Source organism: Galbibacter pacificus (assembly GCF_029603165.1).
GTDB classification, from domain to species: domain Bacteria; phylum Bacteroidota; class Bacteroidia; order Flavobacteriales; family Flavobacteriaceae; genus Galbibacter; species Galbibacter pacificus.
This window is the reverse complement of the sequence record NZ_JAQSVC010000001.1, coordinates 1,079,773-1,092,586: the sequence shown is the minus strand read 5'-3', so window position 1 is coordinate 1,092,586 and position 12,814 is coordinate 1,079,773. Positions and strand designations below refer to the sequence as shown.

The window sequence follows — 12,814 nt, the reverse complement described above, 5'->3', positions numbered from 1 at the left end:
TATATCAATGAACTCTTCTTCTCTGTCCCTGTACCTTGAAAAGTTTTCGTTTTCAAAGCGGGTGCAAAAGTAATGCGTTTTTTGTTACCCGCAAACTTTTCCGGATCTTTTTTTTGAAAAACTTTCCGCTTTCCCTTAAAACCCCCCGGAGCACCAATAACAAATGAACTTCCGCCTGTCCCGGACAGCCAACGGCCGTCCCTCAAAGCGGGTGCAAATATAGAAACTATTTCTCTTCCTTTCCAAATGTTTTTTCAACTTTAATAAACATTTTTTTATTACACGCTGATTATCAATCATGTTAAATAAAAAAAAATTTCATTATTATATATAATTACATCTTCAGTCTTAAAAAAACAACTGTAAAGTTTAAAATTCATCCAAAACAAAAGTGGACTTTTAGGTGAATTTCAAAGAAAAGGGTAGCTAATTTAAACAAAAATAATTAATCCCACAACTATAAAATTGTAAATCAGTAAGTTAATCTTTTTTGTCTTCGAAGGAGATATTTTTATTTTGGTCCCGCCACTGATTGGAGAGCTCGTCGTAATCGAAATTGAGCGCGGTTTCCTGTCTTTCTAGTTTACCACCGGCAAAGGCCCTTTGCAGGATGTCTTCAATTAAATAATCTTCGTGGACAGATTCGGGATGATACTCCCTTTTTAAATCGATATCAAACATTTTGGCGGTCGTGTTGTACCAAAAGGCCCTCCATCCGCTCCGGAGCTCTTTGACCAGATTGAAAGTTGTTATGCCAGTTTGCCTGTGTATCAACTTTACCAATATCTGCCCTTCGGTTCGGGTGAGCTTTTTTAGTTCGGCCGAAAATTCGTCCTCGATATAACGCTGTATGATTTTTGTGTACTGCCTTCTTTTGGATTTTGACTTAACCCTGTCCAACCTTTCGGTTAGTTCTGTTAGTCTTTCGGCGGCCAGCTTGGCATATGGATATACTTTTATGGTTTTTCGCTTTAGTATGTAATAACGTACTTTGTCTTTATAGGAGGCAAACTTTAAATTTTGAAAAAGATATACAGGATCGAGTTCAATGGTTTTTTTGGGAACTGAATCTCCTTCAAAGAAATAGTATTCCACTTCCGTAGAGTCTGCCGGCGAATTGGAAAGCGTGTCCTTTTGGACAACCTGAGACCAACCAATAGCAAAATGAAAGATACATAGTATTAATAAAAAGCTTTTAAACAAAATTGTGTATTTATAGCATTCAAAAATAGCAAATAACTTGTGCATACATATGGAACGCATTTAAACTTTTTTCAACTAGCCGGATTGACGTTCATGCGGGTTGGCTAAAAATCATCATTTATCCCAAATTTTAGTCTTTTTTGATTTACGGTACTATTCTTTAACGAAAAAATCTTCATTTAGCATAAAAAACATTTTTCAGTTTCATATAAAAAAATTATCCGTGTTCATTAAATCTATATGAATATTAGTATTTTCGTGGACTAAAATATATATGACATATGGCGAAAAAGAATATAATAAACGACAAATCTATTCAATTCCTAGAAAAATATTTAAACAATGCCTCCCCGACCGGGTATGAATGGGAGGGCCAAAAAATATGGATGGATTATCTAAAACCGTATGTAGATACTTTTATAACCGACACCTATGGCACTGCCGTTGGGGTTATTAACCCCGATGCCAAATATAAGGTTGTAATTGAAGGCCATTCTGATGAAATTTCATGGTATGTAAACTATATAACCGATAACGGACTTATATATGTAATTAGGAATGGCGGGAGCGACCACCAGATAGCGCCTTCAAAAGTGGTTAACATCCACACAAAAAAGGGTATTGTAAAAGGTGTGTTTGGCTGGCCCGCAATCCATACACGGAGCAACGATAAGGAAGAAAGCCCTAAGCTGGACAATATTTTTATTGATATTGGGGCAAAAGACAAGGAAGAAGTTGAAAAAATGGGAGTTCATGTAGGATGTGTTATTACCTATCCAGACGAGTTTTTTGTTTTGAACAAAGACAAGTTTGTTTGCCGTGCCATTGACAACCGGGCAGGTGGTTTTATGATTGCCGAAGTTGCCAGGTTATTGCACGAAAACAAGCAAGAACTTCCTTTTGGCTTATATATTACCAATTCCGTTCAGGAAGAAATAGGCTTGCGCGGGGCTGAAATGATAACACAAACCATTAAGCCAAACGTTGCCATTGTTACCGATGTTTGCCACGATACCACGACACCTATGATAGAAAAGAAAAAACAAGGGCATACCGAAATTGGCAAAGGCCCGGTTATTTCTTATGCGCCAGCTGTACAAAACAAGCTACGCGAACTGATAATTGAAACTGCCGAAGAAAAGAAAATACCTTTTCAGCGCATGGCAGCATCGAGGTTTACGGGTACCGACACCGATGCCTTTGCCTACAGCAATGGCGGTGTTGCCTCGGCTTTGATATCGCTTCCGTTGCGTTATATGCACACTACGGTTGAAACCGTGCACAAAGACGATGTTGAAAATGTTATCAAATTAATTTATGAAACATTGTTGAAAATAAAACCAGAAGAAACTTTTAGTTATTTTGACTAAATTTTAAAACAATATACCCTCTTGGACGAACTGGTAGACATATTGGACAGCAAAGGAAACAGTACCGGAAAAGTAATGTTAAAATCGGAAGCCCATAAAAAGGGGCTTTTCCACCCTACTATCCATGCATGGTTGTACACAAAAAAAGGAGAAGTTTTAATTCAACAACGTGTTGCCAGTAAAAAAACATACCCAAACAAATGGGACGTTTCTGTAGCGGGGCATATTGGAGCCGGCGAAGCACCAGCCAAATCGGCCATAAGGGAAATCGAGGAGGAAATAGGTTTAAAAGTAACCGCTAACGACTTGGAGAAGATTGGCGTTTACCGATCGGCGGTGGTGCACAATAAAGATATTATCGATTGCGAATTTCATCATATTTACCTTATTGAACTTACCGTTCCCGAAAGCAAGCTTAAAATTCAGGAAAGCGAGGTAGCCGATATAAAACTTATTAATATCGATGTTTATTTGGGTGCTTTAAAAGAACCCACGCTCCTAAAAGATTATGTGCCGCATCTGCCGGATTATTTAGACTTGGTATTTTCTTCCGTCAGAAAAAAACTTATATAAAAGACAAAGCCCCTGAAAAAATCAGGGGCTTTTGTTTAAATTAGCTGTAAGAATATATTTCAAAATGAAAAATACCATTGCAGAACGTATTGCCGATTTTTTAAAGCGCTTTCCCCCTTTCGATTTGTTAAAGCCGCATCAGTTATTAGATATATCCCGGGAAGTAAAAGTAGTATATGTCCAAAAAGGAGATACCATATTTAATCAAGGAGACGAAGGCCATTCTCAATTTTATGTAGTTCAGAAAGGCGCTGTTGCAATCCAGAGAAAAGAAAATGGGCAAACCGATACCCTCGACAAATGCGATGAAGGGGATATTTTTGGCCTACGCCCATTGTTTGCTAAGGAAAATTACATGATAAGCGCCAATGCAGAAGAAGAATCCATACTCTATGCCATTCCCATTGAAATATTCCAGCCACTTATTAAAAGAAATTACAGGGTTGGTCAATTTTTAATTGAAAGCTTTGCTTCTAATACACGAAACCCTTATTCGCGTGAGCATCGTGGAAAACTTTATACCGAAAACGAAATTCAGGAAGACAGCGCCCCGGAACTCTTTGAACTACAACCCGTACAATACGTAAAAAACATTATTTCGTGCACAAAAAATACCGCTGTTTCTACGGTTGCCAAATTAATGTCGGCCAAAAACGTAGGTTCTGTTCTTGTGGTCGAAAACGAAATCCCCCTCGGCATTGTAACCGATAAGGATATTAGAAATACCATTGCCGTTGGTATCTACCCCATTGACATTGCCGTTGAAAAAATTATGTCGGCCCCGGTTATCTGTTATGCAAAAGGGTTGACCATTGCACAGGCACAAGTAGCAATGATGAAACATAAAATAAGTCATCTATGCATAACAAAAGACGGCACCCCAAATACCAAAGTACTCGGTATTGTATCTGAACACGATATTATTGTAAGTCAGGGAAACAATCCCGCGGTATTGATTAAAGCCATAGAAAGGGCCAATAAGTCTAAAGTACTTAAGGCCATACACGAAAGGATCATGCATTTACTAAACGGATACCTTCAACAGAACATACCCATGACGCATGTTTCCAAAATTATGTTCGAACTAAACGATGCCACCATTAAACGTGTTATTGAAAGAAGCCTTGAAAAAATAAAAACCCCACCACCGGTCAAATTTGCATGGATGTCGCTGGGCAGCCAAGGACGAAAAGAACAACTCTTGCATACCGACCAAGACAATGCCATTGTTTTTGAAGATGTTCCCGAAAACAAACTGGAAGCTACAAAAGCATATTTTTTGGAATTGGCCAAATTGGTCAATAAGGGCTTGAACAATATTGGTTTCGATTATTGTCCCGCCGATATGATGGCACGGAACCCGAATTATACATTGTCCCTTCAGGAATGGAAAAAACAGTTTACCGAATGGATGACCAGCCCGGGGAATGATGAAATTTTATTGTGCTCCATTTTCTTTGATTATGATATTTCTTATGGTGACGTTTGGCTTACCAACCAAATATCTGATCATATTTTTAAACTGAGCGAGAACAATCAACTGTTCTTAACGGCATTGGCATCGAGCTCCATAAGAAGTGCATCGCCGTTGGGATTTTTCAGACAATTTTTAGTGGAAACAAATGGAGAGTACAAAGATTTTTTCGATTTAAAAAAAAGAGCCATTATGCCAATTACCGATGCCGGAAGGGTGTTAATCCTTCAGCATAAAATAAAAAACATCAACAATACTGCAGAACGCTTTGAGAAACTGGCAGAGCTGGAACCACAGAACCGCGAACTGTACCTATCTTGTTCTTATACCGCAAAGGCGCTTTTAAAATTTAGAACAAAACAAGGGCTCTTACATAATGATACCGGACGTTTTATAGAACTCGACACCCTTTCTAAAGAAGAAAAGATAAAGCTTAAACGTTGTTTTAAAACCATTAACGATGTCCAGGAGCTTATTAAGTTACGATTTAAAATAACCGCATTTTTATGATTTCCTTTTTTAAGAAGAATAAAAATCACCCCGATTTCTGGAAAGATTACGAACGTAAATTTCAGCATAAGCTCCCAGAACTTATACAAGACGTCCGTTTTGTAGTTCTGGACACCGAAACCACGGGTTTTGATTTAAAAAAAGACCGCATCCTTTGCATTGGTGCGGTTAACCTTGAACATAATAATATTGAAATTTCCCGGACATTAGAGCTATATATAGATCAGGAAACTTTTAACCCCGATACGGTGAAAATCCACGGTATTATAAAAAACGAAGATCTGAATACCCTTACGGAAAGGGAAGCGCTTGTAACTTTTTTAAATTATATTGAAAATGCCGTGCTTGTTGCCCACCATGCACAATTCGACATCGCAATGATAAACCATGCCCTAAAACGGTTGGGCCTGCCCAAGTTAAAAAACAAAGTACTCGATACCATGGTACTTTACAGGGCCACGCGGATTAACTCCAACTTAATAGACCAAAACAAGCATTACAGCCTTGACGAAGTTGCCGAAAACCTCAATATTTCCGTAAAGGACAGGCACACTGCCGCTGGCGACGCCATGATTACCGCCATTGCCTTTTTAAAGATTGTAGCCAAGCTGAACAAAAAGGATAAGGGAAAGTTAAAACACCTTCTTCAAGTAAATTAATGTAAAATGGGCATCTCTTCTAAAGAACTGGACAAAATTTTAAACGACCCGGAAAAAGTAGCCAATTTCTGTGACCTTGTTTATGTATATGAAGATCAGCTATCCATTATCCGGAAAAAACAAGGAAAAGGATTTATCTATAAAAAGGGAAACAAAAAACTCACTCATAAAAAAACACTGGAGCGCATAAAAAAATTAGTAATTCCTCCTGCTTGGGAAAACGTAAAAATTGCAACCAATGCCAATGCCCACCTACAGGTTATTGGTGAAGACCAGAAAAAACGAAAACAATATTTATACCACGAATTATGGAATAAAATAAGGAATAGCACCAAATTTTATAAAATGAACGCCTTTGGAAAAGCCTTACCCGTAATTCGGGAAAAAGTAGACAACGATTTAAAGCAAAAAGGACTTCCTAAAAAAAAGGTTCTTGCCCTAATTGTAAGGCTTATGGACGAAACACATATAAGGATCGGTAGCGACCATTATGCCAAGAGCAACAATTCGTACGGGCTGTCTACCATGCGGACCCGGCATTTAAAAACGGTTGACCATAAAATGAAGTTCCATTTTGTGGGGAAAAAAGGAAAAAAGCACCGTATAACCATTAAAAGCAAACGCCTGCAAAGGTTAATCCTTCAATGCAAGGAGATTCCCGGATGGGAACTTTTTCAGTATTATGATGCGGACCAACAGCACCACTCCATAGATTCGGGCATGGTAAATGCCTATATACACGACTTGAGTGGCGACCGCTTTTCTGCCAAGGATTTTAGAACATGGGCAGCCACTACCCTCTTTTTTGAATCTTTATATATGGCAGGTATTGAAGAAGATGAAGCCAAGAACAAAACAAACATTCTACAAGCCTACGATGTTGCTGCCAAAGCATTGGGTAATACAAGAAATGTATGCAAAAAGTATTATATACACCCCGAAATAGTGAGAAAATACAAAACCAATGAAATAGCTTCTTATTTTGAAGGTTTGAACAGAAGGAAAGAACAACCTTACTTTTCTAAAGAAGAGGGCGCCGTTTTAACCATTATTAAAGATTACAAAATAGACCTGGACAACCCTTAACCAATTGCCAAAGCTTTTAAATTCGTGTTTTATCTATTTATTTTTTATTGAAAATAGACGGGTTTACGGGTACTGCACTTAAAGAAACTTTTGAAAAAGTAACGGGCTTGGGGTCTTTTGGCGCAACAATATTTCCCAAAGAATCTTTTGCATACCAAATAATGGTTTTTGGTAGCTTCACCCCACCAATAGCCTGCCAATCGCTATACTTTATAATGTTGGCCTGTTCTTTTCCTTTTTCTTTCTGGTCGAAGTAAGTAACGGTATATGCAAGCCATTCCATTTTATGGGTCTTGGCATTGTAATAAAGGTAATAGTTATCTTTTGATGATGCCCCTACCCCATCTTGGTACGCTATTTTAATACCGGGATATGTTTTTCCCTCCACGGTAATAGGTTGCGTTTCGCTGTATACTATTCCGCTATCTGCCAAAACAAAAGGCATGGCAAAGAAATAAAAAAACAGGTTGTGGTAAAAATCTACGTTCCCTTTAAATGCGGCAGTATCTTTCTCTTTCAACCAAGCGGTTTTTCCATCATATCCCAATGAATATTTAGGAGTTTTAATTAGTGCTTTTCTACTGTTAAGGTCTATGGTATAGGTTTCTTTATCTTTTTTAAAGGAAAGAGTTTTTGCTTTTTTCCACTTATCAAGACCTCCATGTGCCTTTAATACTTCAGTGAAATCTTGTGGATATATATCCATATTTGTTTCTGAAGCCTTTTCTGTATTGCCGTTGCAAGCACAAAGCAATATTGACGTAATTAAAACAAGGTAATGTTTTTGCATGATGGATTAGTTTTCATGCTTAGACGTAGCCCTGATTGTAAAATTACATTTTGTTGGTTGTTGGTTTTTTATTGTTACGCTGTTATGTTTTTGAGAATTGAGGCTTTAGAGTTGCAAAGGTTCAAAGTTCAACAATTAACCATTAACAAATAACCAACCCTCTAATCACTTTCCCCTTTCACTCTTCCCTTTTCCTTAATAACAGTTAACCATTAACTAATAAAGTTTTATGTTTTTAATCCAGTTTGCCATTTATTATCTCTTCTACCACATCGGGGTTGAGCAAGGTACTTGTATCGCCAAGATTGGAGAGATCGTTGGAGGCAATTTTACGCAATATCCTTCGCATTATCTTTCCACTTCTTGTTTTTGGCAATCCGTTTACGAACTGTATTTTATCCAGTTTGGCAATTGGGCCTATGTGTTCGGTTATTTGTTGGTTGATTTCGTTCCTTACGTTGTCGCGGTCGCGGGTTTCGCCTACTTCTTTGAGGGTTACAAAACCGTACAGGGCATTTCCCTTTACATCGTGCGGAAAACCAACAATGGCCGATTCGGCTACGGCAGGGTGCTCGTTAATAGCGCTTTCTATGGGAGCCGTGCCAAGGTTATGGCCCGAAACTATTACCACGTCGTCTACGCGGCCGGTAATCCTGTAATAGCCAACGGCATCGCGAAGGGCCCCATCTCCGGTAAAATACATGTTTTTGTATGCCGAAAAGTAGGTATCCTTATATCGTTCGTGGTTTCCCCATATGGTCCTGGCAATGGACGGCCATGGAAACTTAATGCACAGACGGCCATCTACAAGGTTGCCTTTTACTTCGTTGCCTTCTTCGTCCATTAATGCGGGTTGTATTCCCGGCAAGGGCAATGTAGCATAGGTTGGTATGGTTGGCGTTGCGTATGGTATTGGGGATATCATGATACCGCCCGTTTCGGTCTGCCACCAGGTATCTACAATAGGGCAATTCCCTTTTCCCACATTGTCATTGTACCAGTGCCAGGCTTCTTCGTTTATAGGTTCTCCAACAGAGCCCAATACTTTTAAGGAAGACAGGTTATAGGTTGTTAAAAAGTCAAGGCTCTTTTTTGCTAGGGCCCTTATGGCTGTTGGTGCGGTATAAAACTGATTTACCTTGTGCTTGTCTACAATTTCCCAGAAACGGCCAAAATCGGGATATGAAGGTACGCCTTCGAACATTACGGTTGTGGCCCCATTTGCTAGCGGACCGTAAACAATATAGCTATGTCCGGTTATCCAACCTATATCGGCGGTACACCAATATACATCGTTCTCCCTATATTGGAAAATATTTTTGAAGGTATAGGCCGTATATACCATATACCCCCCGGTAGTATGTACCATTCCTTTGGGCTTCCCGGTAGATCCGGATGTATACAGTATAAACAAGGGGTCTTCGGCATCAACTATTTCGGGTTCACATTGCGGGCTTGCATTATCAAGCAATGGTTGTAACCATTCGTCCCGACCTTCTTTCATATTAATAGCTGCTTTGATACGCTTTGCTACCAAAACCGATGTTATGCTGCTGCACTTTTCCAGTGCCTCGTCTACAATCCCTTTTAGGTCTATGGTCTTGCTCCCTCTAAATGACCCATCGGCCGTAATGACCATTTTACAATCGGCATCGTTTATACGTGTTGCCAAGGCGGTGGATGAAAACCCGGCAAATACTACCGAATGTATGGCCCCTATACGGGCACATGCCAATACCGAAATTGCAAGTTCAGGAATCATTGGTAAGTAGATACAAACGCGGTCGCCTTTTTTTATTCCTTTGGATTTTAACACATTTGCAAACTTACAAACGCGCTCATGCAAGTTGTTGTATGTAATATGTAAAGCTTTTTCGCCGGGGTCGTTGGGTTCCCATATAATAGCGGTTTTATCGCCCCGTGTACGTAAATGCCTGTCTATGCAATTCTCGGTAATATTAAGCTTGGCTCCTTCGAACCATTTTATCTCGGGCTTGGTGAAGTCCCAACTTAATACGTTTTTCCATTTTTTTCGCCATACAAAGTGCTCCTCGGCTACTTCTCCCCAAAAATTTTCGGGTTCGCGAACTGACTTTCTGTAAACTTGAAAATACTCTTCTAAGTGTTTGATGTGGTAATTACTCATAGCAACTAAAGTACTTATTTTTATAAGAACAACCTAATACGAAAACGTTAGATTTACAATGGGCAATGAGGGTTTATCCCCTTTATCCGGTCGTAACTTTTTGGTAATCAACACAAACAATAAGCAACTTGTTTTATTATGCTTTTATAGTAACAAATACGATTTTGTGTTGTTTGTTTGTTTTTTGAAGTTGTTGATATGTAGATTACGGTGTTTTAGCTAAAAAATGGCAGTTGGCAGTTTTGGGTTTGCAGTCGGCAGTTCTGGGTTTGAAGTTGGCACAATGTAAGTGGCAGTTGGAAGTTCTGGGTCTTGGGACGGCAGTTAATTGTTGTTAGGGAAAAGTGATTAGGTGCTAGGGATTAGGGAGGTTAATAGAGAACAAAAACCAAAACTTTAGGCTCTCAACGCTCAACCAGAAAACCTTTTCTTCATTAACTTATTGGCTTGTTGAATCATCGCGTTATGCGACTTCTCCTTCTTCTAAGTGACTGAAAGTCTGGTCTTTATTGGGTTCAAGATTTCAGGTTTTTTGTTGTTGTTGAGAGTTGAGGGTTTAGAGTTGAGAGGTTCAAGGCTCAAACAATTAACAAATAACTAATCCCTTTTCCCTAACAACAATTAACATTCATCATTTAAAAAATAAGTATCTTACAGCCTTTTAGCCTTCAAACACCTCATTTTCGGATAAAATGGAAATCATGTGTTTTATAAGAGATGGGGAAACAGGAAAAAATATCAAATTAGACTAATCAATTAAAGCCTAATATATGTTTAAGTATTTTATTAAACTGAATATGATTATGGGAATGGCCCTATTTTTTATCTCTTGTGCAAGTTCAATGACTCCAATAGAAGTAAACAATACATTGCCTACTTTGACCAAATCAAAACTTATGTCTCAACAACAGGCAGAAGCCGCTATAAAAACAGGTAATTGCAAATACTTGGTCAAAGGAAGAAGTTATATGGCCCCTATTGGACTTACAACAAAAAACGATTTAAAAAACGGTGCTAAAGGAATAGATGAATGGCTGGAAATAGATGGTGGTAATCCTTATGTTCTTACCAGTTATAAATGGATTACCGTAGATGATGATGGTACTACACAACTCCAATTAGAATTTGATACTTTATTGTGTGAATGAGCTGTTCCTAAAAACCATCTTACCACGTATATGGATTTTGAGCATTTTAAAGAATTATAGCTTATAACTATTAGAGTTTTCAGTTAATCGTTTTTCCCGTATTCCTATTCTAATAGCCGTAATTTCCAAAACTACCAACTTTAATAAAGTCGTTTTTTGTGAAGCATCAATATTATAACAAACCCAAACATACACAAATAAAGATCCAAATATCAATTGCCGGAACTGCCTTATTGGTACTATTAATTTCTTTGGCCATTTCCTGGCTTTTGCATTTCTATATTATTGCATTTTTAGCCCTCCCCATTGTAATCTCCATAATAGCTCCTTTTTTTGATGTTCCTTCACTTAAAAAAAGTGGAAAAATTGTTTACTATTCAAGCTTATTTTTAACGGAACAACCCAAAAATAACATCATGAAGGTTCACGGAGGGAGTTTGTTTGATTATGTGTATGTGCTTAATTTTTCGATGAATGGAAAACAACGTACTTCTTTAATTATACAACAGTATTTGGAAGGTCTTTTAAATTTAATTGAACACTACAACAATGGTACTTTAAAGAACTATACCATAAAGGGGACCAGCTATATTATAAATAAAAGGACTGCTAAAAAAATTGGGTTTGACATTGTTGAAACCAATTTTATAGATAGCCTTGTACTTATCTATAATTTCCCAAATATATTGCTCTCTAATTCCATATCCAAGAACAGGTTCTCAATTCCGAAATTGCACAATATTAACACCTATCAAACCGATTTAGAGAAACTAAGCGCTAAAAAAGAATATATATCTGCTTTAAACATACGGCTAAAGAGAAACATATAAACGAAAATGTACAGGTGCAGCTCCCCTTTAAGAACTTCAGTAATGAAAAGATAATTATCGGCTAATCTTATTTCTTAAGATATTCCAATACATTTTGTTCTATGCGCGATTGTATATTGGAAACATCGCCTTTAACAAATTTTTCTCCGGTGATGTTCTCATACAATTCAATATACCTATCGGATACGGAATTGATGTAAGCTTCGTCCATTTCTGGAATTTGTTGTCCTTCCTTTCCCTGAAAGCCATTGCTTATAAGCCATTGACGCACAAACTCTTTGGACAATTGCTTCTGCGGTTCTTCTTTTGCCTGACGTTCTTCATATCCTTCAGCATAAAAATAACGGGAAGAATCGGGGGTATGGATTTCGTCTATCAATACTATTTTTCCATCTTTTGTTTTTCCGAATTCGTATTTTGTATCAACCAGAATGAGTCCTTGTTTTGCGGCTATTTCTGTTCCCCTTTGAAATAAGGCTTTTGTATATTTTTCTAGTGTGCTATAATTTTCCTCGCTAACAATCCCCTTCTTTAAAATAGCTTCACGCGAAATGTCTTCGTCGTGGTCTCCTTGGTCGGCCTTGGTTGAAGGTGTAATTATTGGTTGCTGGAACTTATCGTTTTCTTTCATTCCTTCGGGCATTGTAACTCCGCAAAGCGTGCGCTTTCCTGCTTTGTATTCCCTGGCGGCATGCCCGGATAAGTATCCGCGAATAACCATTTCTACTTTAAAAGGTTCGCATAAATCTCCTATGGCTACATTGGGGTCGGGGGTTGCCATTAACCAATTGGGCACAATATCCTTGGTGGCTTCCATCATTTTAGTGGCAATCTGGTTAAGTATTTGTCCTTTATAGGGTATTCCTTTGGGCATAATTACATCGAAAGCAGAGAGCCTATCGGTAGCAATCATTATTAACAGATTGTTGTTTATATTGTATACTTCCCTTACTTTTCCCTTATATACACTCTTTTGGCCCGGAAAGTTAAAATTGCTACTTGTAATGGTGTTGCTCATGAATATA

At 38.2% G+C, this 12,814-nt stretch carries 11 protein-coding genes; 7 read left to right on the top strand and 4 right to left on the bottom strand.

The features are described 5' to 3' along the window. Nucleotides 1-480: 480 nt before the first annotated feature. Nucleotides 481-1,248, bottom strand: coding sequence for a DUF4294 domain-containing protein (locus tag PSF86_RS04540; RefSeq protein ID WP_277898856.1), 768 nt, complete (start codon nt 1,246-1,248; stop codon nt 481-483). Nucleotides 1,249-1,484: 236 nt separating this feature from the next. Between PSF86_RS04540 and PSF86_RS04535 the strand changes: the two genes are divergently transcribed. The 5 genes from PSF86_RS04535 to PSF86_RS04515 all read left to right on the top strand — a co-directional run bounded on the left by PSF86_RS04535 (nt 1,485) and on the right by PSF86_RS04515 (nt 6,875). After that, nucleotides 1,485-2,573: a M42 family metallopeptidase gene (locus tag PSF86_RS04535; RefSeq protein ID WP_277898855.1), complete on the top strand. Its 1,089-nt coding sequence runs from the start codon at nt 1,485-1,487 to the stop codon at nt 2,571-2,573. Between the two features lie 21 nt (nt 2,574-2,594). After that, nucleotides 2,595-3,146, top strand: coding sequence for an NUDIX hydrolase (locus PSF86_RS04530; protein WP_277898854.1), 552 nt, complete (start codon nt 2,595-2,597; stop codon nt 3,144-3,146). 64 nt (nt 3,147-3,210) lie between these two features. After that, nucleotides 3,211-5,130, top strand: a complete 1,920-nt coding sequence (locus tag PSF86_RS04525) for a DUF294 nucleotidyltransferase-like domain-containing protein (RefSeq protein ID WP_277898853.1) — start codon at nt 3,211-3,213, stop codon at nt 5,128-5,130. Continuing rightward, a complete protein-coding gene (locus PSF86_RS04520) occupies nt 5,127-5,789 on the top strand; it encodes a 3'-5' exonuclease (RefSeq protein WP_277898852.1) in 663 nt (220 codons plus the stop codon). Before PSF86_RS04525 ends, PSF86_RS04520 begins: the two co-directional genes overlap by 4 nt. 6 nt (nt 5,790-5,795) lie before the next feature. Continuing rightward, entirely contained in the window at nt 5,796-6,875 is a 1,080-nt protein-coding gene (locus PSF86_RS04515; RefSeq protein ID WP_277898851.1) for a DNA topoisomerase IB, read from the top strand. Nucleotides 6,876-6,912: 37 nt separating this feature from the next. Here PSF86_RS04515 and PSF86_RS04510 read toward each other — a convergent pair whose 3' ends face one another. Next, nucleotides 6,913-7,665, bottom strand: coding sequence for a DUF6503 family protein (locus tag PSF86_RS04510; RefSeq protein ID WP_277898850.1), 753 nt, complete (start codon nt 7,663-7,665; stop codon nt 6,913-6,915). A 235-nt stretch (nt 7,666-7,900) separates the two neighbouring features. Next, complete coding sequence (gene acs, locus PSF86_RS04505) at nt 7,901-9,811, bottom strand: acetate--CoA ligase (protein WP_277898849.1); 1,911 nt, start codon at nt 9,809-9,811, stop codon at nt 7,901-7,903. An 803-nt stretch (nt 9,812-10,614) separates the two neighbouring features. Here acs and PSF86_RS04500 point away from each other — a divergent pair. After that, nucleotides 10,615-10,959: a hypothetical protein gene (locus PSF86_RS04500; RefSeq protein WP_277898848.1), complete on the top strand. Its 345-nt coding sequence runs from the start codon at nt 10,615-10,617 to the stop codon at nt 10,957-10,959. Nucleotides 10,960-11,117: 158 nt separating this feature from the next. Further along, complete coding sequence (locus PSF86_RS04495) at nt 11,118-11,789, top strand: hypothetical protein (RefSeq protein WP_277898847.1); 672 nt, start codon at nt 11,118-11,120, stop codon at nt 11,787-11,789. 67 nt (nt 11,790-11,856) lie between these two features. Here the strand turns inward: PSF86_RS04495 and PSF86_RS04490 are convergent, their stop codons facing one another. Then, entirely contained in the window at nt 11,857-12,807 is a 951-nt protein-coding gene (locus tag PSF86_RS04490) for a phosphoribosylaminoimidazolesuccinocarboxamide synthase (RefSeq protein ID WP_277898846.1), read from the bottom strand. Nucleotides 12,808-12,814: the final 7 nt, after the last annotated feature.